The organism is Canicola haemoglobinophilus (assembly GCF_002015075.1).
Taxonomy (GTDB): domain Bacteria; phylum Pseudomonadota; class Gammaproteobacteria; order Enterobacterales; family Pasteurellaceae; genus Canicola; species Canicola haemoglobinophilus.
In genome coordinates this window covers 22,671-43,099 of the sequence record NZ_MUXZ01000020.1, presented here as the reverse complement: position 1 = coordinate 43,099, position 20,429 = coordinate 22,671, and the positions used below count along the sequence as shown (strand labels likewise).

The window sequence follows — 20,429 nt, the reverse complement described above, 5'->3', positions numbered from 1 at the left end:
GAAGTGATCCTTACTGATTATTCTGTTGAAGGCCAAGAAGAAACAACAGCTTTGACTAATGTGGCTAATGGAATAGCAAAGAATACGCCCCAAAATCCCCATAATCCACCAAAGATAAGAACAGCAATAATAATGGTAAGAGGGTGTAAATTAACCGCCTCAGAAAACAAAAATGGCACAAGTAAATTACCATCAAGAATTTGGCTGATTACATAGGCAATCATTAAATACCAAAAAGTTGGTGTAATACCAAATTGGAACATCGCGACTAAGGCAACAGGAATAGTCACTAACACCGCTCCAATGTATGGCACTAACACCGAAAATCCCACGGCAACCGCAAGTAACAACGGATAATTCAGCCCAAAAAATAAAAATATGGCATAGCTAACTAAAGCAATAATTAAAATTTCAAGTAACTTTCCACGAATGTAATTCGCAATTTGTTGTTGCATTTCTCGCCAAACTTTTGAGGCTAAAGTGCGGTTCTTTGGTAGAAAGTTTGTAATATAGTCAATTAATTCCATTTTATCTTTAAGTAAGAAAAACACCATTAATGGCACCAAAAAAGCATAAATGCCTAAGGTCACTAGATTTAATAAAGAGGCAATAGAAAATTTGAGTGCGGACTCGCCTAACCCTAAAATTTTGTTTTTAAATGAAATAAAAAACGTATCTATCATTTGATAATCGACTAACTCAGGATAGTCTTCTGGCAAAGAGAGTAACCATTCATTGAGTTGATTGAACATATGCGGTAAGTCGCTCACCAATTTAACCGTCTGGGTCCACAATGTTGGGATCAAAATAAAGGTCATGATAAAAGTGACAGCGATAAAACCACCGAGAATAAGAAAGGTGGCTAAAATTCGAGGCATTTTTAATTTTTCATTTAATAGACGAATAGGATATTCGAGCAAATAAGCCAAAACAATCGCAATAAGGAGAGGAGCCAATAAATTGCTGAAAAAGTAAATCGCCACAAAGCCGAAAAATAAAATCGCAAAAAGCGCCATAGCCTGTGGATCAGTAAAGCGGCGATGATACCAATTTTTCAACATTTCAATCATAATTTATCCTTTAATAAATGCGCATTTCGGCTGATTATAAGGTAAAATTCTGTGCATTTGAACTGTATCAAATAAGAGGAGCACTTATGACTGTTAAAATTTATCACAATCCACGTTGTTCAAAGAGCCGTGAAACCTTAGCTTTATTAGAACAACAATCTATTCCTTTTGAAATTGAATTATATTTACAACAAACTTACAGCGTTGAAGAATTGCAAACTTTGGTGCAGAAATTAGGCATTAAGTCTGTAAGAGAAATGATGCGTTGCAAAGATGATCTTTATTTACAATTAGGATTAAATAATCCAGATTTAACCGAACAACAACTTCTGACCGCACTTTCACAAAACTCCGCATTACTTGAACGCCCAATTGTAGTCAATGGCGAAAAAGCCAAAATCGGAAGACCGCCAGAAAGTGTTTTAGCAATTCTGTAATTTGTTTTATAATGCGCCAGCTTACGAAATGTAAGCTGATTTTTTATTACTATTAAGGAAATTTTATGGCAAAGAAAAAAGTCGTCATTGAGCCGTTAAATGAACAAGGTTCAATAAAGTACCGACACCAAAAAGGTGTTATTCGAGATAATGCAATTCAAGCCTTATTACATGATCCGTTATTTCGTCAACGCATTGAACGAAAGCACAAAGGAAAAGGCAGTTATCAGCGTAAAGCAAAACATGTAGGGAAATATTTTGAAAACCCGATTATCAAATTTTTGGCAACAGAGATTTTATAATCGGGTTTTTTAAAGGGTATTTTATTATTGTTTTTTGTTTAAATTATTTCTTAATAGTAATTGACCTTTCAATATTTATGAGCTTATTATGGAGCGACCATTTACATAATGGTCCTAACGTTATAAACAATTTTCATGGAGAGTTTTATGAAAAAATCATTATTGGTTGCTGCACTAGCGGCTCTTACATTAAGCAGTGTAGCTAATGCGAATTGGTATGTTCAGGGAGATTTAGGTTATTCAAAACTAAAAACTCATTTTCAAGAAGGGGACTCGATTTCTAAAAGCCAATTAGCACCAAGCATTTCTGTTGGTTATAAATTTAATAATTTTCGTTTGGGGATAGATTATTCTCACTATGGAAAAATAAATCATAACAACACTCAATCAGATATTGTGGAGAAATTTAATTTAAAAATAAATTCTTTTGGAATATCTACATTCTATGACTTCGATTTAAATTCTGATTTCGCAGCATTCGTTGGTGCTAGACTTTCCATGAATAAGATCAAATGGAATTACAACATGGTTGACTCAAGCGATCCTAGCAGTATTGATACTGAATCTGTATCTGATACTCGCACTAAATTAGGATATGGCGTCGTAACAGGAGTTAGCTATAAACTCTCTAACAATCTTTTCGCTCAAGCTGCTGTTGAATACCAACAATTAGTGAAAATTGAAGGTGACAAAATTAATCAATATGGTGCTAAAATCGGTTTGAGATACGAGTTTTAATTATTTTCTATAAATTTTTTAGATTTTCAAAGTGCGGTCAAATTTGACCGCATTTTTTATGCCGATTAACTTGAAATCTTCATTTCTGAACTTATATCTCAGCCGTTTTCAATTTAACCATAAGAAAAGGAAATATTATGTCAATAAATCAAGAAACTCGTGGTTTTCAATCTGAAGTCAAACAACTTTTACAATTAATGATTCATTCTCTTTATTCAAATAAAGAGATTTTTTTGCGTGAGTTAATTTCTAATGCCTCAGATGCAGCAGATAAATTACGTTTCAAAGCCTTGTCTGCCCCTGAATTATATGAAGGCGATGGCGATTTAAAAGTGCGGATCAGTTTTGATGCGGATAAAGGCACTTTAACCATTAGCGATAATGGTATTGGTATGACAAGAGAACAGGCGATTGATCATCTTGGTACTATTGCGAAATCTGGAACAAAGGAATTTTTGACCGCACTTGGACAAGATCAAGCGAAAGATAGTCAATTGATCGGGCAATTTGGTGTGGGTTTTTATTCGGCATTTATTGTGGCGGATAAAGTAACGGTCAAAACGAGAGCTGCTGGCGTTTCCGCTGATAAAGGGGTGTTGTGGGAGTCTGCTGGCGAAGGCGAATATTCTGTAGCGGATATTGAGAAAAAAGAGCGTGGTACAGAAATTACCTTGCATTTGCGTGAAGAGGAAAAAGAGTTTGCTAATGAATGGCGTGTGCGTGAAATTATTAGCAAATATTCTGATCATATTGGCTTGCCAGTGGAAATTTTAGCCAAAGAATATGATGAAGAAGGCAAAGAAACAGGCATTAAATGGGAAAAAATCAATAAAGCACAAGCCCTTTGGACAAGATCAAAATCAGAGATTTCTGATGAAGAATACAAAGAGTTTTACAAGCATTTAAGCCATGATTTTGCTGATCCGCTTTTATGGGCACATAATAAAGTAGAAGGAAATCAAGAATATACCAGCTTGCTTTATGTACCTTCTAAAGCACCTTGGGATCTATTCAATCGTGAACATAAACATGGCTTGAAACTTTATGTACAACGTGTGTTTATTATGGACGATGCAGAGCAATTTATGCCGAATTACTTACGCTTTATGCGTGGTTTAATTGATAGCAATGATTTGCCGCTCAATGTATCTCGTGAAATTTTGCAAGATAACAAAGTGACCGCGGCTTTACGCAAAGCGTTAACCAAACGCTCATTACAAATGCTAGAAAAATTAGCCAAAGATGATGGGGAGAAATATTTACAATTCTGGAAAGAATTTGGCTTAGTATTAAAAGAAGGTCCTGCAGAAGATTTTGCTAATAAAGAAAATATTGCCAAATTATTGCGTTTTGCTTCTAGTAAAAACGACAGCTCAGAGCAAACTGTTTCTCTAGAAGATTATGTTGCTCGTATGAAAGAGGGACAAAAGGCAATTTATTACATTACCGCTGATAGCTATATTGCTGCCAAAAACTCACCACACTTAGAGTTATTCAATAAGAAAGATATTGAAGTTTTACTATTATCAGATCGCATTGATGAATGGATGCTAAGTTATTTAACTGAATTTGATGGCAAACAATTACAACCCATTACTAAAGCGGATTTGGATTTAGGTGATTTAGCGGATAAAGAGCAGGAAGAACAAAAAGAGCAAGATAAAGCTTTTAGTTCATTTATTGAACGTGTGAAAACCTTGCTCGGTGAACGAGTAAAAGATGTGCGTCTAACTCATCGTTTAACGGATACTCCAGCCGTGGTTTCTACGGACAACGATCAAATGACAACGCAAATGGCAAAATTATTTGCAGCGGCTGGACAGCCTGTACCTGAAGTCAAATACACTTTTGAGCTTAATCTGGAGCATCATTTAGTGAAAAAAGTAGCAGATCTTGCTGATGAGGCTGAATTTGCAAATTGGGTTGAATTATTACTTGAGCAAGCCATGCTTGCTGAACGTGGTTCTTTAGAAAATCCAACCGCATTTATTAAGCGTATAAATAGCTTATTAGCGTAAAAGTTATTTTTTATACTTTTATTGTTTTTTTTTTGAGCTATTAGATATAATAAAAGTCCCTAATTAATTTAGGGATTTTTATTTACTTTATTTCAGGGAGAATTTCTATGAAAAAAATTATGTTATCTACCGCTCTTGTTATGGCTGCATTCGCTGCTAACGCTGCTGATCTTCATCCTAAATGTGAAGAATACTTCAAAGCTGTTGATGCTTACGTGGAAAAAGCACCTGCTGCAGTAAAACAGCAAATGAGTGCTGGCAAAGAGCAAATGAAAATGATGCCAGCGGCAGCACAAGGACAGGCTTGCGAAGCAGCACTTGAGCAATTAAAACAAATGCCAAAAATGTAATTTTCACGTATAATCCAAAGCCAGTTTTTACTGGCTTTTTTTATTGAAGGATTGTGTATGAAAAAAATTATCTTCCTTGGCACTGTTATCTTGCTCAATGCTTGTACAACAATCAATTTATCTAATACGAATAGTAAGTTGCCCTCAAGTTGTCAGAGCTATTTTAATGTGTTAGACAAAAATGTAGCGCAGTCCTCTTTGTCTAGCGCTGAATTAGCGCAGTTCAAACGCAATAAAAATAAGCTAAGCCAATTGCCAGAGAAAGAGCAAAACAAAATTTGCCTGTTAAGAATGGCAAGTATTCAACAATATAGAAATTGATCGTAATTGCCTGAGATGTTCAGGCTTTTTTATGGAATAAATATGGCCATTTTTGTCGCTTGGGGCAATATTCAACAGCCCTACCCTTTTGAAATCATTCCTTTACATTTACTCAATGAACAACTTACGCATTTAAAAAGCACTTATAAGCCTGTTCAACAACGTTATTATTGTCGCCGTCTAGCGCATTTTTTATTGTGGCAATTATTGCAAAAAGCGGAAATTGATACCGCTCTTTTGGGCAGTATTCAGCGTTCTTCCTCTAATCGCCCTTACTTCTTAGCAGACAATATTGATTTTAATATTAGTCATTCTGATGATTGGGTGGCTGTGGTATTACAAGTTGAGGAACCTCATGAAAAAAGTGCGGTAGGAATTGATATTGAATTTGTTAAAAAAAACAGAAATTACGCCGCACTTTTACAGCATTTTGCTGCTCCACAAGAGTTAGTTTGGTTTCAACAAAAACCTTGTGAGGAACGCTTTTATCAAATTTGGTGTGGGCGCGAGGCATTGCTGAAATCACAAGGGATAGGGATTGTGAAATTATCCGAAGTACAGCATAAGCCAGAAGAACTATTACTTTACTCTGATTATTGCCCCACAGGAAAGTTGATATTTACCACTGAATTGCCTTTCTACTTGGCACTTTTCTGTCATCAACATATTGAAAAAGCACAGTATTTTGCTTGGCAAAATAATCAGCTTATGCCACAACAACTGACCCAGATAATTGAATATCAAGTGAACCTTGTTAAATCATAAAATTAATCTTAAATAGATTAGACTTAGATCAATATTTTGTTTAGACTTGTAACAATTTTTTGACAAATGGAGAATGAAATGTCGTTCAATAATTCAGATCAAGATCCTTGGGGCAAGCCGGGGAGTTCTGGGCAAAAGCCAGAAAATAATCAATCTCATAATGGAGATAAACAATCTGGTTGGGAACAGCCAAAAAATCAGCAAAAAAATACCGAACAATCACCACCAGATATTGAAGAAATCTTCAATAATTTGTTGAAAAAACTCGGTGGTCAGTCTGGTAAAGGTGGCAAAAAAGGTAAGCAAAATTTACCGCCTGTAGGATTAGGTAAATTGTTACCTATTGGTGTGTTAGCCGCTGCTGTGATTTGGGGATTAAGTGGGTTTTATACAGTAAAAGAGGCTGAACGTGGTGTTGTGCTTCGTTTCGGTCAATTACATTCAATTGTGCAACCCGGTTTAAACTGGAAACCCACTTTTATTGATCGTGTAAGAGCGGTAAATGTCGAGCAAGTGCGTGAATTAAGAACCCAAGGTGCAATGTTAACGCAAGATGAAAATATGGTAAAAGTTGAGATGACTGTGCAATATCGTGTACAAGATCCAGCTAAGTACTTGTTTAGTGTAACAAAAGCCGATGATAGCTTAAATCAAGCTACTGATAGTGCGTTACGCTATGTCATTGGTCATATGACAATGGATGATATTTTAACGACAGGACGTTCAGTTGTACGTGAAAATACTTGGAAAGCCTTAAATGACATTATTGCGACTTATGACATGGGATTAGAAGTAATTGATGTTAACTTCCAATCAGCTCGTCCACCGGAAGAAGTGAAAGCTGCTTTTGATGACGCCATTAAAGCACAAGAAGATGAGCAGCGTTATATTCGTGAAGCTGAAGCTTATGCCCGTGAGCAAGAGCCAAGAGCTCGAGGCGATGCACAACGTATTATTGAGCAAGCTACCGCATATAAAGAACAAATTGTGTTAAATGCACAAGGTGAAGTAGAACGTTTCCAACGTTTATTACCTGAGTTTAAAGCCTCGCCAGAATTATTGCGTGAGCGTCTATATATTCAAACCATGGAAAAAGTCATGGCGAATACGCCAAAAGTTATGCTGGATAACAATAGTGGTAATAATTTGACAGTGTTGCCATTAGAGCAAATTTTGAGTGGAAAAAATTTAACAGAGAAAACCAATACACCTGTTAAAACTTACCAAACAAATGACAAAATTGTTCCAGAAAGAGCGGTAACAAATAAAGATGTTTCGCTAAATAATGTAGATCCAATTACTGAAGGCCGCCAAGGGAGATTTAATTAATGCGTAAGTTTCTAACTCCTATTCTGATTGTATTAGTTGCACTTATTTATTCGAGCATTGTGATTGTTGATGAGGGCACTCGTGGCATTATGTTGCGCTTTAGTAAAGTACATCGTGATGCAGATAATAAAGTGGTTGTGTATAACCCAGGTTTACATTTTAAAATTCCATTTATTGATAACATCAAAATTCTTGATGCTCGAATTAGAACATTAGATGGTCAACCTGATCGCTTTGTAACTGTTGAGAAAAAAGACTTATTAGTTGATTCCTATGTAAAATGGAGAATTAGCGATTTTGGTCGTTTTTATACAGCAACAAGCGGTGGCGATTATGTTCAAGCATCAAATCTTTTACGCCGCAAAGTAAACGACCGTTTGCGTTCTGAAATCGGTTCTAGAACGATTAAAGATATTGTTTCTGGTACACGTGGCGAATTGATGGAAGGGGCGAAAAAAGCGCTTAATACAGGACAAGATAGTACGGCAGAATTAGGGATTGAAGTTGTTGATGTGCGTGTAAAACAGATCAACTTACCTGATGAAGTCTCTTCTTCTATTTATCAACGTATGCGTGCTGAGCGTGATGCTGTAGCTCGTGAACATCGTTCACAAGGTAAAGAAAAAGCGGCATTTATCCAAGCGGATGTTGATCGTAAAGTGACCGTTATTTTGGCAACCGCAAGTAAAAAAGCGCAAGAATTACGTGGTGAAGGTGATGCAACGGCAGCAAAATTGTATTCAGATGCCTTTGCACAGCAACCTGAATTTTTCAGTTTCATTCGTAGCATGAAAGCCTATGAAAATAGCTTCGAAGGCTCAAATAATATGATGATTTTGAAACCGGGTAGCGACTTCTTCCGCTTTATGCAAAGCCCACAAAAATAAAATTTGGATAAAAATAATTCGCACTTTTTAGTGCGGATTTTCTTTTTTACTCTTCTAAAACCAATTCTTTCAAATACTGAAAAATTTCTCGATAGGCTTTAGGTGGCTTATTTTGTTCTCGTTCTTTTTGAGCCGAACGAATTAAATTGCGTAAATATTGGCGATCTGCTTGAGGATAATCAATTAAAAGCTCAGTAAGTGTATTATCGCCTTTTTCCACTAATTCATCGCGCAATAATTCTAACTTATGCAACATTGCTTGTTGTTGCTGATGCTTATTTTCAAGTTTATCTAAAGCCTCTTGGATTGGTTCTGGATCAATTGCACGCAATAACTTACCAATATATTGAATTTGACGGCGGCGAGCCTCTTTTTGTAAACGTTGCGCCAGTTCAACAGCATCACGTAAACTCTCATCTAAAGGCATTTTTTCTAAATTGGTTTTAGTTAAATCAACGAGTTTTTCACCTAATTTTTTCAAGGCTTCTGCATCACGTTTTATTTCACTTTTGCTAACCCAAATGATTTCCTCTTGTTCTTCATCTTCCCAATCAAATACTTCTTTTTTACGTTTTGCCATAATCTATTCCTATTTCCTTATGTAAAATTCGGCGTAGTTTAGCATAAGTTAAGATTTTGCTGAAATGCCATCATATTTGTGGTTAGCGACAAATTGGAAAATAGGCTAGAATAGCCAAAATTTTGATTTAATAAAAAGGTTTATGATGAAAACTCAACAAAATTCCACCGCACTTTTAAAACAACAAGAACAAACATTACGAGATGCAGTGAGTTATGCTATTGAAATTGCCACTAAAGCAGGAGCAACCGCAGAAGTGGCAGTAACCAAAGTCAGTGGATTATCTGTTTCCACACGCTTGCAAGACATTGAAAATGTCGAATTTAACAGCGATGGTGCCTTGGGGATTTCGGTGTACTTGGGACAGCAAAAAGGAAATGCCTCAACTTCAGATTTAAGCCATGAGGCTATAAAAAATGCGGTAGATTCAGCTTTAGCTATTGCGAAATATACTTCGCCAGATGCTTGTACTGGTTTAGCAGATAAGGCGTTAATGGCCTTTGATGCGCCAGATTTATCTCTTTATCATGAGGCAGATATTGATGTAGATCGTGCTGTTGAGTTAGCGCTACAAACAGAAAAAGCGGCTTTGGATTATGATGAGCGCATTGTCAATAGTGAAGGTGCTGCCTTTAATTCTCATACTGGCGTTCGAGTTTATGGCAACAGTCATGGTATGTTGCAAAGCTATTTATCGAGCCGTTATTCTTTATCTTGCTCTGTCATTGCAAGTAGCGATGAGCAACTTGAGCGAGATTATGAATATACGGTAGCTCGCAATATCCAAGAATTAGAAAGTGCGGTTTGGGTTGGCGAAAATTCAGCGAAAAAAGCGGTTTCACGTTTGCAACCGAGAAAAATTAAAACGCAAGAAGTCCCTGTTATTTTTATGAATGACGTTGCAACTGGGTTAATCGGGCATCTAGCGGCTGCTATTAGTGGCGGAAGTTTATACCGTAAATCGAGTTTTTTATTGGATCATTTAGGTCAAAAAATATTGCCTGATTGGTTTCATATTAGCGAACGACCGCACTTAATCGGAAAACTGGCATCTACGCCTTTTGATAGCGAAGGTGTTCGTACGACTAATTTAGAAATTGTTGAGCAAGGGATTTTACAAACTTATTTACTGACAAGTTATAGCGGTAGAAAATTAGGTATGCAAAGTACAGGCCATGCTGGTGGAATTCATAACTGGTTAGTCAAACCAAATTCTGAAAATCTAACCGCACTTTTACAGCAAATGGGCACGGGGCTATTAGTGACAGATCTCATGGGACAAGGCGTGAATTTAGTTACTGGTGATTATTCTCGTGGAGCCTCTGGATTTTGGATTGAAAATGGCGAAATTCAATATCCCGTTTCAGAGATTACTATTGCAGGTCAATTAAGAGATATGCTCGCTAATATAGTTGCGGTGGGGAATGATATTGAACATAGATCAAATATTCAAACTGGTTCGATCTTGTTAGAAAAAATGAAGGTTTCGGGAAATTAATTAACATAAAAAACGGCTTAATCATTCATCTGATTAAGCCGTTTTTGTTAATTTATTTATGCTGTGAATGGGTCCGTTAAAATCATTGTTTCAACACGATCTGGACCAGTTGAAAGAATTGCCACAGGAACACCTGTAACTTCTTCAATACGCTTAATATAATTACGAGTATTTTCTGGTAATTTATTTACATCAGTTACACCGAATGTGTTTTCTTTCCAACCAGGTAAGGTTTCATAAATTGGCTCAACACCTTCCCAGTCTTTTGCAGCTAATGGTGCAAATTCAGCAATTTCACCGTTAGGCATTTTATAACCTACACAAATTTTGACTTCATCAAATCCATCTAAAACATCAAGCTTGGTCATACAGAAACCAGAAATAGAGTTTGTTTGGATTGCACGTTTAATTGCAACTGCATCAAACCAACCACAACGGCGTGGACGACCTGTTACAGCACCAAATTCATTTCCTTTGCGTGCAATTTCTGCGCCCACGTCATCAAATAATTCAGTTGTGAATGGACCACCACCAACACGGGTACAGTAAGCTTTGATAATACCTAAAACATAATCAATATGACGAGGACCAAAACCAGCACCAGTCGAAACGCCACCAGCAGTAGTATTTGAACTGGTTACATAAGGGTAGGTACCTTGGTCTATGTCTAACATTGTTCCTTGAGCACCTTCAAATAAAATATTGTCGCCGTTTTTGCGTGCAGTATCTAAAATAGTTGTCACATCTGCGACCATTGCGGTAATAATATCTGCAACAGCAAACACTTCATCTAAGGTTTTTTGATAATCAATAGCTTCGGCTTTATAGTAATGAACTAGTTGGAAATTATAATAATCAAGAATATTTTTGAGCTTTTCAGCGAATAATTCTTTATCAAATAAATCGCCAACACGTAAGCCTCTACGAGCTACTTTATCTTCATAAGCTGGACCAATTCCACGACCAGTAGTACCAATTGCTTTATTACCTAAAGCTGATTCACGAGCTTTATCCATTGCTACATGGTAAGGAAGAATTAACGGGCAAGCCTCAGAGATTAATAAACGTTCACGAACCTTAATTCCACGACTTTCTAATTCGCCCATTTCTTGCATTAAAGCAGATGGAGAAAGAACAACACCATTACCAATTAAGCAAGTTACATTTTCACGTAAAATACCTGATGGAATTAATCTAAGTACGGTTTTTTCACCATTAATAATTAAGGTATGACCAGCATTGTGGTCTCCTTGATAGCGAACAACATACTTAACTCGATCTGTTAATAAATCAACAATTTTGCCTTTACCTTCATCGCCCCATTGAGCGCCTAAGACAACAACACTTTTTCCCATAAATTCCGCCTTAAAAGCTATTTTGTAAGTGAATGAACAGTGGCTTACTTTACTATTTTCTGCCTGTAATCTCAATTTAAATTATCAGTTTATTGGTGTTTCTACTGATGTTTTTAAGCAATAAAAAAGAGCGGTTCAATTTTTCCGCTCTTTGATGGTTTAATAATTACTCAAATAAAGATTTATGCAATGTACGAACAACGTTATCTGCTTGCTCATTTTCCACTAACATACACACATTATTTGTACTAGCGCCATAACTAATCATACGGACATTATAATGTTCTAGCGTATTAAAAATATGTTTTGCTACGCCAGCTTTGGTATGTAAATCATTACCGACTAATGCTACTAGAGATAAATCCCCATCAACTTTTACGCTTGCCACTTGGCTGAGCTCATCTAATAATTCTGGCGATAATAATTCAGCGCCAGATGAAGCTGAACCCGTTTTATCTAAGGTAAGAGCGATGCTAATTTCTGATGTTGTAATCGTATCTACTGAGATTTTATGTTTAGCTAAAATAGTAAAAACATTAGCTAAAAAGCCTTGTGCATGAAGCATATTGAGGCTTGTTAAAGTTAATAATGTTTGATCACGACGTAGTGCTATGGCACGGAATGTCGGTCTTGGTTGAGGATCTCTCGTTACCCAAGTTCCGCCTTCTTGTGGAGCTTTGCTTGATCCTACATAAACTGGAATATTGCTACGTACAGCAGGTAATAAAGTTGATGGATGTAATACTTTGGCACCAAAAGTAGCCATTTCTGCCGCCTCTGCAAAACTCATTGTATCAATACGCTGTGCATTAGTTGCAATACGAGGATCTGTTGTATAAATCCCTGCAACATCAGTCCAAATTAATACATCTTTTGCATTTAAAACTTCTGCTAATAATGCAGCAGAGTAATCGCTCCCTCCACGTCCTAAAGTTGTGGTTTTGCCTTGAGGATCGCGACCAATAAACCCTTGTGTAATGATCAATTCGCCACGTGCAATTAAGGGTTTTAAATGGTTATCGCTGTTTTGTTGAGTCAGTTCATCATTTGGGGCAGCTTTGCCAAAATGGCTGTTAGTTGCCACAATATTTCTTACATCAAGCCAAGTTGCTTGGGTATTTAATTCTCGTAAGACTTCCACAAAAATTTGCGTGGACATCATTTCCCCTTGGCAAATAAGCTCGTCAGTTAATGCAAGTGAGGTTGCTAGGCTTGCTGCTTCAGATAAGCTTTCAATATGCGCTAAAATTGCTTCAACTTTATGGCGAACCACGCTGGCATCTTTTAGCTCATTCAAAATATTTTCTTGAATTTGACGTACTTCGTTGAGTAGTTTTGTACGCTCATCAACTTCACAACCTTTAGCTAAGGCAACAAGTAAATTTGTCACTCCAGCTGAGGCTGAAAGCACAACTACACGAGTGTTTGGATCTGCAATGACAATTCTTGCACATGCTTGCATTGCGGAGTAATTAGCGACACTAGTGCCACCAAATTTTGCTACTGAGAGATTAGACATAAGTAATTTCCTTTTTATTTAGAGTTATAAAATGTTGTGTGCAATATAGAAATAACGATTTAGCAAAAAATTGTCAAACAAAAATTTTATAGATTTAAATAAAAAGTATGTTGTGTTAATAGATGAATAAAGTGCGGTGGAAAAAAAGCGAGTTTTGTAGTGCAAAAAAGGGGCGATTGCCCCTTCCAGAAAAGATTATTGGCGTACTGTATAATCGCCGACACAAATCCATTTGTACGTGGTTAGTGCCTCTAGGCCCATTGGACCACGAGCATGCAATTTTTGCGTGCTAACCGCTACTTCAGCACCTAAGCCGAATTGTCCACCGTCAGTAAATCTTGTACTTGCATTCACATAAACAGTCGCTGCATCAACAAGGGAAACAAACTGGCGAGCCAATCTTTGCGATGAAGTTAAAATGGCTTCTGAATGTTGTGTACCATATTCGCTGATATGCTCAATAGCTTGTTGCATATCTTTAACGATGACAACATTTAAATCCAATGAACCCCACTCTTGACGTAGTTGTTGTTCTTGCACCGCTGAAACCTCAACATTTTGTTGGGCTAATATTGAAAGTGCGGTTGGATCTGCGTGATATTTGACTTTTTTATGTTGCAAATAGGCAGCTAGTTTAGGTAAAAACTCTGCTGCGATACTTTCTTGTACTAATAGCGTTTCTAGCGTGTTGCAAGTGCTTGGACGTTGAGTCTTAGCATTATCAATGACCGCAAGGGCTTTATCTTGCTCCGCACTTTCTTCTACAAATAAATGACACAGGCCAACGCCACCAATAATCACAGGAATAGTTGAGTTTTGTTTGCAAAATTCATGTAAGCCTGCACCACCACGAGGAATAATCATATCTACATATTTATCTAATTTGAGCAATTCCAATACTAAAGCGCGGTCAGGATCTGTGATAGCTTGTACTGAAGCTCGAGGTAATCCAGCTTGCTCCAAGGCATCTTGTACCACTTTCACTAGAATTTCATTGGAGTAACGTGTTTCTTTTCCTCCACGTAAAATAACCGCATTACCGGTTTTTAAACAAAGCGTAGCAACATCAATAGTCACATTTGGGCGCGCTTCATAAATAGTTCCAACAACGCCTAAAGGTACTCTTACTCGCTCTAATTTCGCACCACTTTCCAATATACCGCCGTCAATAACTTGTCCAACGGGATCCGCTAATGAAATAATGTGACGAACGTCTTTTGCTATGCCAGCGATACGCTCTTTGGTAAGTAATAGGCGATCAATGAGAGCCTCTGATAGTCCGTTTTCTTTAGCAAGTTGAATATCCTTGGCATTTTCTGCAAGGATTTTGTCGCTTTGTAATTCCAGTTGCTCTGCGATAATTTGCAAAGCGTTATTTTTTTGTTGATGTGAAAGTTGAGAGAGGATTGCAGCAGCTTGTTTAGCCTGTTTTCCCATTTCATTTAAATTCATGTGATATCCTTATTTAGTTTTTTTCGGCAATTTATCATTAGTTTTAGCACTTTCTGTGGTTTGTTCTTGATAATCAAAAACAGGCAAGCCCCATTCAAAATAAATTGCCAGTAAACGAATAATGAAGCCACTAATTAGCGTAATAATAATGACTAAATTTTGATTAATATGTAATTGCTGCAAGCCAATATAAATACTTGTTGCTAATAATGCAACGCTGGCATAAAGCTCTTTTTGAAAGACCAATGGAATACGGTTACAGAGTAGATCACGTAGTACGCCACCAAAGGCACCCGTGATAATTGCCGCAATAATTGCAATAGTAAAACCATGTCCCATATCTAAAGCAATTTGTGCACCAATAATAGAAAAAACGATTAAACCTAGCGCATCTAATACGAGAAAAATAGTGCGGAAATAACGCATAAAATGTTTGATAAAGGGGGCAATGAAAACGGTCAGAACAGCAGCGGTAGCAACTATCAAAAAATAATGGGGATTTTTTACCCAGCCTAGAGGATAGTGCCCAAGTAACACATCTCGAACAGAGCCACCTCCAATTGCAGTCATTGATGCAATAATAATGACACCAAAAATATCCATTTTTTCTCGTCCCGCTGCCAATGCGCCAGTCATTGCCTCTGCGGTAATACCGATAATATAGAGAATACTGAGTAACATAAGTTTCCTTAAAGTGCGGTCATTTTTGTGGGTATTTTAGAGCGCATAAAGGCAAGAAACAATGTTATTTTTGACCGCACTTTTTATTTTTTGCATAATAGCCACTTCATTTTTATCCGCATCTCGCAACTGGAAATTCTATGTCAACAGAACAATCACAAAAAACAACCGCACTTTTGTCCTTTTTACCAATATTATTCCTCATTGCTATCGACTTCTTTACGATGAGTTTACAGGCTCAGGCAAAGGCTATCCCTCATTTAAGTTTAGCGGTGTTAGTCGCGCAATTATTAAGTGTGTTAGTCTTTACTAAAGGGGAAATTTGTAACGGACAGCGTTCAAGATTATTGAAGGTCAATTTGTACTTTTTGCCTTATTGGAGTTTATGGCTATTTATTAGTTTGTTTTCTAATTATCATTATGTGTTAACTGATCTTGTTTGTTTGAGTGGAATTGGCGTAACACTATCTATTTGGCAACAACCTAAAGATTTACAAATGCGTAAATCTTTATTGATGTTGGGGACGCTAATGGGGGGGCTTGGTGCGGTTATTTATTTGCTTATTTTTATTGATTTACCCTTGATTTATCTCCCACAATATAATCCAATGGCACAAACGCTATTAGGTATCATCTTAGCGAATTTACTGTTGGTTATTGCAAAAAATCGTCTACAAGGATTTATTGCGTTATTACCTTTCTTTATGTTGATTACTTTATTATTGAATGCGTTGATTGTTTTGGGGATTTTAGTTTTAGCTTCACAACACATTGTCTTTCCAAATCAACTTGCGTGGGGACTTTATTTTATTTTGCACTTAATTGTTATGGGTGCTATTGCAATACATATATTTTATAAATGGAAAATAGAATATATCGCATTATTAATGATGAGCTTTATTTTAATGACTTTCCCTGTATGGGCAAGTATGGCTTATATATCATCTTAACGTAAAAAGGGGATAACTCCCCTTTTATATTGATATTGTTTGCTGTAAAAATTATTGGTTAGGATGTTTTTGTAAAGAATTGGTAATATCTTCGAATTTTGTTACGATCAACTCTGTACCATCTTCAAAAACGATTTTTCCAGCAATTGTTGGTGTAAACTTAAAATCTGCTTTTTTATTTAGAATACTATCTTTTATATTTTCAGGATAGGTATTTGCTAATTTTGTTAATGTTACTTCTTCTGTTTTTTCTGCTGCTAAAGTCTTTTCAAACACAACAGGGATATCGAGAACATCTACGATTTTTGAATCAACTAAAAAAAGATTAAACCATTGCACTTCTTTAATGGCTTTATTGCTTTTGTTTGTGACTTGATAAATAAAAGATAAAGTATCTTGACTTTGTGTATCTTTATCAATTCGATACCCTGTCAATACAATAGCAACAGCCTTGTTAAATTGGTCAAGAGCTTTTTGTTCGATAACACTTGCGTCTGTTTCTGTATGAGTTGTAGGCTGAGCTTGTTCAGTGCTTGCCTCTGTTTTCTCTTGAGTTGTAGGCTGAGTTTGTTCAGTACTTGCCTCTGTTTTCTCCTGAGTTGTAGGCTGAGCTTGTTCAGTACTTGCCTCTGTTTTCTCTTGAGTTGTAGGCTGAGTTTGTTCAGCGTTTGCCTTTGCTGTTTCTTGAGCTACAGGTTGTGTCGTTTCAGCCTTTGTTTCAGCCTGAGTAGCTTCTGTTTTATTTTTTTCGTTACAAGCAACCAATAACATGCCTGATGTAACTAATGTAGTAATCAAAAGAGATTTATTTAATTTCATAGTTCATTTCTCATCTGTAAATGTAAATACAAGGTTTGTGTAGCATAACATATAAGTTAGAAATCATTTCTTATAAAATTCTTGCTCAAACTCAGTTTAGAACAAATTTATTTTTATAAGTTCATTTATTCTAATAAATTTTTCCAAATATCTAAAATAAAGTTTCTTTCATCATGAAATTTTTGCGTTTCAATAATTGGATCTTTACCTAATAAATGCAAATGATGAATTTGATTTCGTAAATTCACATAGCATTTTTTGAGTTTTTCAGAAGTTTCTTGGGGAATGACCGCACTTTCTGCCATACTGTCAAAAATTCTCACGTTATCAGACCAATGTGTTAATGTTGGATTTGCTGGCGCATGGGCTAAAACCAAATATTGCGCAATAAATTCGATGTCGGTAATACCGCCTCGATCTGTCTTAATATTAAATTTATCCGCTTGGTGTTTAGAAAGATGTTGATACATTTTTTCACGCATATCTCGTATATCCTGTTTTAGTTTGAGCAAATCTCTTGGGGCGGAAAGTACATTTTGACGGATGTTGTCGAAACGTTCACGCAAAGCTAGATCACCATAGACCACTCGGCTCCGTACTAAAGCTTGTTTTTCCCATGTCCAAGCTTCATTCATTTGATAGTTTTCAAAAGCATTTAATGAACAACCCAGTAATCCAGCATCGCCTGCTGGACGTAAGCGAATATCAACATTATAAAGTATCCCAGCACTCGTATTCATATTAAAAATACTAATAATTTTTTGTGCCAGTTTGAGATAAAACTGGTTGCTATCAATGGATTTTTTGCCACCAATAGTTTGCCCTGTCTGATTGCCATCATAGAGAAAAACCAAATCTAAATCTGATTTATAACCAAGCTCAATCCCACCTAATTTTCCATAGCCAATGACTAAAAAACCTTTTTGCTGTTTATCTAAATATTCAGGTATACCAAATCTTAGACTGACTTGTTGCCACGCAAGATTGACAACAGTTTCGATAATTGACTCGGCTAAATAGGTTAGATGATCGCTGACTTTCATTACTGGTAATGCACCTAAAATATCTGCTGCTGCTACTCGTAATAAAGTGGTTTGTTTAAATTGGCGTAGTCCATTAATAATCTGCTCCTCATCATCAGAGGGAAGACGCCGTAAATATTGATGCAATTCAGAAGAATATAGATGAAAATCTATAGGATTTAATAGTGCATTAGGATCTAATAGTTCATCAAGCAAAATCGGATATTTTGTTACTTGTTCGGCAATCATTTTTGATTTTGCACATAATTTAAGCAATTGAGTTAAGGCTTGAGGATTTTCCACTAATAATTCTAAATAAGTTGTACGTGTTACGATCTTCTCTACAATTTTCAACATTCTTGGCAAAAGTTGCAGATAGTTTTTGTATTGGAAAAGTTGATTAAACAACATTGGCACAAGTTGTGTTAATACATGACGCCCACGTTCACCTACGGAGCGACGAGTTAAATCCAATTTAAATTGGATTAATTTTTCAATAATTTCATCAAAATGTTGTTCATCTATTTGATTTTCTTGCAACAGAGTTTCAATTTCTTGCTCGCTGAGGTCCGCATCAAGAAAATCATGCCATATATCATCCGTACTATTTTTTTCTTCTTCCTCTGTATCTTCGCCAATTAAACTCTGAAAAACAGACCGCACTTTTTGTTGATGCTCATGTAATACTGCTAAAAATTGTTGCCAGTTTTCAATAGGATATTGAATAAGTGCGGTTGTTTTTGGCTCATTTTCTGTGAAGATTGGAAAATAAGTAAAATTTTTTGTCGCAAGGATCAAACGTTCTCGATCTTTTTCTGTGCTTGGTAAAGTCTGCGTTTGTTTGTCATTAATGGCTTGCAAAATATTTTCTACTCTACGTAGGAATAAATAGGCGAGGTGCAAATTTGTTTTTTGTTCAGCATTAAGTAAACCTAATCTTTCGAGTACAGGTAAAAGGTTAAGTAAGGAAGTTTGTTGCAAGATCGCTTCACGCCCACCCCGAATAAGCTGAAAAACTTGTACAATAAACTCAATTTCACGAATACCACCAGCGCCTAATTTAATATTGTCTATTAATCCTCTACGGTGTATTTCTCGTGCAATTTTGCTTTTCATATCACGCAAAGATTGAATAACACTAAAATCAATATAGCGCCGATAAACAAAGGGGCGTAAAAGCTGCTGTAATATTTGCACATTAGCATCTCGCTTATCAGCCCCCAAAATCCGTGCTTTTATCATCGCATAGCGCTCCCAATCTCGCCCTTGTTCTTGATAATATTGCTCCATTGCGTTAAAACTTAATGCCAGCGCACCACTCTCACCAAAAGGGCGCAAACGCATATCCGTACGATAAACAAAGCCATCGGCGGTGTATTCATCTAATGCTCGAATTAAACGCTGCCCCAATCTTGTGAAAAATTTGCTGTTTTCAATGCTACGCCGACCACCTTGGGTTTCGCCATCATTGGTTGGATAGGTAAAAATTAAATCAATATCGGAGGAAAAATTCAGCTCAAAACCGCCTAATTTCCCCATACCTAAAATGTATAATTTCTGTGCATTACCTTGTGCATCTGTTGGCGTACCTAACTCCTTGCAAGTTTGGTCATATAGCCAATCTCTTGCCGCAATAATTAAACTTTCTGCCAATTGAGAAAGGCGAATAAAAATTTCTTCTACTGTCGCTAAGTTTAAACTTTGACAAAGGCTCAGTTTTGCCATTTCACGAGCGCGAAATTGGCGTAAAGAGCGGTAAAGTTGTTCTTCTGTTTCTACTTCTTTGAGAATATTTTGTAAATTTGTAGCGTAGTGGTCGCAATCGGTGAAAGTAGGACAATTCTCCCAACATTGCAGAAGAAAATACGGTTGTTTTTGCATTGTTTCAAAGACAAAATCCGATAAACACAACCCATAGCCTAATTTCCCTATATGGCTTTGCAGATTATCTTTATCTTGTTGAATTTGTTGAAAAAGTGCGGTGTTATTTTGCGTTGGAACAAATTGCTCAGGAAAATGCTCAATTAGGCAATTTGCACATTGCATTAATCTTTCTTCAGCACATAAAAGTAACGACATAATAAATTCTCGCAAAGGAAATAGAGGAGGAAATGAACAAAGATTGTAAAAGAAAAAGAGTTTTTTGTTAAATTATAGAATAACTATTTTCAACAATCCTTGAGAGTTTGATTACTTACAATGAGGTATAATAGATAAAATAGCATTATTGTCATTAAACAAGAGGATTTTAGTTTATAAGCGGTGCTGATTTTTGTAAAATTTGTTTGACATTCATTTTCAAAGGATCATCATGATGACAGCACAGCACAGCACAG

18 protein-coding genes and 1 pseudogene are annotated in these 20,429 nt (G+C 36.4%); 11 read left to right on the top strand and 8 right to left on the bottom strand.

Going from position 1 to position 20,429, the window contains the following annotated elements:
- Positions 1-17: 17 nt before the first annotated feature.
- On the bottom strand, positions 18-1,070 hold the full coding sequence (locus B0186_RS07415) for an AI-2E family transporter (protein ID WP_078218743.1): 1,053 nt from the start codon (positions 1,068-1,070) through the stop codon (positions 18-20).
- Between the two features lie 86 nt (positions 1,071-1,156).
- Between B0186_RS07415 and arsC the strand changes: the two genes are divergently transcribed.
- The 9 genes and pseudogenes from arsC (at position 1,157) to hflC (ending at position 8,217) form a co-directional block, all read left to right on the top strand.
- Entirely contained in the window at positions 1,157-1,507 is a 351-nt protein-coding gene (gene arsC, locus B0186_RS07410) for an arsenate reductase (glutaredoxin) (RefSeq protein ID WP_078218742.1), read from the top strand.
- Between the two features lie 65 nt (positions 1,508-1,572).
- Positions 1,573-1,832, top strand: a pseudogene (locus tag B0186_RS11785) (alternative ribosome-rescue factor A); the annotation flags it as partial.
- A gap of 124 nt (positions 1,833-1,956) precedes the next feature.
- Positions 1,957-2,547, top strand: a complete 591-nt coding sequence (locus tag B0186_RS07400) for an opacity family porin (protein WP_078218741.1) — start codon at positions 1,957-1,959, stop codon at positions 2,545-2,547.
- Positions 2,548-2,684: 137 nt separating this feature from the next.
- Positions 2,685-4,565, top strand: coding sequence for a molecular chaperone HtpG (htpG, locus tag B0186_RS07395; protein ID WP_078218740.1), 1,881 nt, complete (start codon positions 2,685-2,687; stop codon positions 4,563-4,565).
- 107 nt (positions 4,566-4,672) lie between these two features.
- Positions 4,673-4,915 carry a DUF5339 family protein gene (locus tag B0186_RS07390; protein WP_078218739.1) on the top strand — a complete coding sequence of 81 codons (243 nt, stop codon included), beginning with the start codon at positions 4,673-4,675 and terminating at the stop codon, positions 4,913-4,915.
- A gap of 57 nt (positions 4,916-4,972) precedes the next feature.
- Positions 4,973-5,236 (top strand): hypothetical protein, encoded by a 264-nt coding sequence (locus B0186_RS07385; protein ID WP_078218738.1) that lies wholly within the window; start codon positions 4,973-4,975, stop codon positions 5,234-5,236.
- Between the two features lie 42 nt (positions 5,237-5,278).
- A complete protein-coding gene (locus tag B0186_RS07380) occupies positions 5,279-6,001 on the top strand; it encodes a 4'-phosphopantetheinyl transferase family protein (protein ID WP_078218737.1) in 723 nt (240 codons plus the stop codon).
- Positions 6,002-6,079: 78 nt separating this feature from the next.
- Positions 6,080-7,330, top strand: coding sequence for an FtsH protease activity modulator HflK (gene hflK, locus B0186_RS07375; protein ID WP_078218736.1), 1,251 nt, complete (start codon positions 6,080-6,082; stop codon positions 7,328-7,330).
- Positions 7,330-8,217 carry a protease modulator HflC gene (hflC, locus tag B0186_RS07370; protein WP_078218735.1) on the top strand — a complete coding sequence of 296 codons (888 nt, stop codon included), beginning with the start codon at positions 7,330-7,332 and terminating at the stop codon, positions 8,215-8,217. The genes hflK and hflC overlap by 1 nt, the downstream gene beginning before the upstream one ends.
- A gap of 46 nt (positions 8,218-8,263) precedes the next feature.
- On the opposite strand, the gene yjgA is transcribed toward hflC, so the two are convergent.
- Positions 8,264-8,797 carry a ribosome biogenesis factor YjgA gene (gene yjgA / locus B0186_RS07365; RefSeq protein WP_078218734.1) on the bottom strand — a complete coding sequence of 178 codons (534 nt, stop codon included), beginning with the start codon at positions 8,795-8,797 and terminating at the stop codon, positions 8,264-8,266.
- A 145-nt stretch (positions 8,798-8,942) separates the two neighbouring features.
- Here yjgA and pmbA point away from each other — a divergent pair, with 145 nt between their 5' ends.
- Positions 8,943-10,295 carry a metalloprotease PmbA gene (gene pmbA / locus B0186_RS07360; RefSeq protein ID WP_078218733.1) on the top strand — a complete coding sequence of 451 codons (1,353 nt, stop codon included), beginning with the start codon at positions 8,943-8,945 and terminating at the stop codon, positions 10,293-10,295.
- A gap of 56 nt (positions 10,296-10,351) precedes the next feature.
- Here pmbA and purA read toward each other — a convergent pair whose 3' ends face one another.
- From purA to B0186_RS07340, 4 genes are all read right to left on the bottom strand, one after another.
- Positions 10,352-11,650, bottom strand: coding sequence for an adenylosuccinate synthase (purA, locus tag B0186_RS07355; protein WP_078218732.1), 1,299 nt, complete (start codon positions 11,648-11,650; stop codon positions 10,352-10,354).
- 166 nt (positions 11,651-11,816) lie between these two features.
- Entirely contained in the window at positions 11,817-13,169 is a 1,353-nt protein-coding gene (lysC, locus tag B0186_RS07350; RefSeq protein WP_078218731.1) for a lysine-sensitive aspartokinase 3, read from the bottom strand.
- Positions 13,170-13,364: 195 nt separating this feature from the next.
- Positions 13,365-14,621, bottom strand: a complete 1,257-nt coding sequence (gene proA, locus B0186_RS07345; RefSeq protein ID WP_078218730.1) for a glutamate-5-semialdehyde dehydrogenase — start codon at positions 14,619-14,621, stop codon at positions 13,365-13,367.
- A 9-nt stretch (positions 14,622-14,630) separates the two neighbouring features.
- A complete protein-coding gene (locus tag B0186_RS07340) occupies positions 14,631-15,302 on the bottom strand; it encodes a trimeric intracellular cation channel family protein (RefSeq protein ID WP_078218729.1) in 672 nt (223 codons plus the stop codon).
- A gap of 140 nt (positions 15,303-15,442) precedes the next feature.
- Here B0186_RS07340 and B0186_RS07335 point away from each other — a divergent pair, with 140 nt between their 5' ends.
- Positions 15,443-16,252 carry a hypothetical protein gene (locus B0186_RS07335; protein WP_078218728.1) on the top strand — a complete coding sequence of 270 codons (810 nt, stop codon included), beginning with the start codon at positions 15,443-15,445 and terminating at the stop codon, positions 16,250-16,252.
- Positions 16,253-16,303: 51 nt separating this feature from the next.
- Here B0186_RS07335 and B0186_RS07330 read toward each other — a convergent pair whose 3' ends face one another.
- Together B0186_RS07330 and glnE are read right to left on the bottom strand one after the other, a co-directional pair.
- Complete coding sequence (locus B0186_RS07330) at positions 16,304-17,071, bottom strand: hypothetical protein (RefSeq protein WP_078218727.1); 768 nt, start codon at positions 17,069-17,071, stop codon at positions 16,304-16,306.
- Between the two features lie 125 nt (positions 17,072-17,196).
- On the bottom strand, positions 17,197-20,172 hold the full coding sequence (gene glnE / locus B0186_RS07325; protein ID WP_078218726.1) for a bifunctional [glutamate--ammonia ligase]-adenylyl-L-tyrosine phosphorylase/[glutamate--ammonia-ligase] adenylyltransferase: 2,976 nt from the start codon (positions 20,170-20,172) through the stop codon (positions 17,197-17,199).
- Positions 20,173-20,429: the final 257 nt, after the last annotated feature.

Excerpts from the sequence above, each read along its gene's own strand:
- B0186_RS07415 (WP_078218743.1), bottom strand. The coding sequence starts at position 1,070 with ATGATTGAAATGTTGAAAAATTGGTATCATCGCCGCTTTACTGATCCA.
- arsC (WP_078218742.1), top strand. The coding sequence starts at position 1,157 with ATGACTGTTAAAATTTATCACAATCCACGTTGTTCAAAGAGCCGTGAA.
- B0186_RS07400 (WP_078218741.1), top strand. The coding sequence starts at position 1,957 with ATGAAAAAATCATTATTGGTTGCTGCACTAGCGGCTCTTACATTAAGC.
- htpG (WP_078218740.1), top strand. The coding sequence starts at position 2,685 with ATGTCAATAAATCAAGAAACTCGTGGTTTTCAATCTGAAGTCAAACAA.
- B0186_RS07390 (WP_078218739.1), top strand. The coding sequence starts at position 4,673 with ATGAAAAAAATTATGTTATCTACCGCTCTTGTTATGGCTGCATTCGCT.
- B0186_RS07385 (WP_078218738.1), top strand. The coding sequence starts at position 4,973 with ATGAAAAAAATTATCTTCCTTGGCACTGTTATCTTGCTCAATGCTTGT.
- B0186_RS07380 (WP_078218737.1), top strand. The coding sequence starts at position 5,279 with ATGGCCATTTTTGTCGCTTGGGGCAATATTCAACAGCCCTACCCTTTT.
- hflK (WP_078218736.1), top strand. The coding sequence starts at position 6,080 with ATGTCGTTCAATAATTCAGATCAAGATCCTTGGGGCAAGCCGGGGAGT.
- hflC (WP_078218735.1), top strand. The coding sequence starts at position 7,330 with ATGCGTAAGTTTCTAACTCCTATTCTGATTGTATTAGTTGCACTTATT.
- yjgA (WP_078218734.1), bottom strand. The coding sequence starts at position 8,797 with ATGGCAAAACGTAAAAAAGAAGTATTTGATTGGGAAGATGAAGAACAA.
- pmbA (WP_078218733.1), top strand. The coding sequence starts at position 8,943 with ATGAAAACTCAACAAAATTCCACCGCACTTTTAAAACAACAAGAACAA.
- purA (WP_078218732.1), bottom strand. The coding sequence starts at position 11,650 with ATGGGAAAAAGTGTTGTTGTCTTAGGCGCTCAATGGGGCGATGAAGGT.
- lysC (WP_078218731.1), bottom strand. The coding sequence starts at position 13,169 with ATGTCTAATCTCTCAGTAGCAAAATTTGGTGGCACTAGTGTCGCTAAT.
- proA (WP_078218730.1), bottom strand. The coding sequence starts at position 14,621 with ATGAATTTAAATGAAATGGGAAAACAGGCTAAACAAGCTGCTGCAATC.
- B0186_RS07340 (WP_078218729.1), bottom strand. The coding sequence starts at position 15,302 with ATGTTACTCAGTATTCTCTATATTATCGGTATTACCGCAGAGGCAATG.
- B0186_RS07335 (WP_078218728.1), top strand. The coding sequence starts at position 15,443 with ATGTCAACAGAACAATCACAAAAAACAACCGCACTTTTGTCCTTTTTA.
- B0186_RS07330 (WP_078218727.1), bottom strand. The coding sequence starts at position 17,071 with ATGAAATTAAATAAATCTCTTTTGATTACTACATTAGTTACATCAGGC.
- glnE (WP_078218726.1), bottom strand. The coding sequence starts at position 20,172 with ATGTCGTTACTTTTATGTGCTGAAGAAAGATTAATGCAATGTGCAAAT.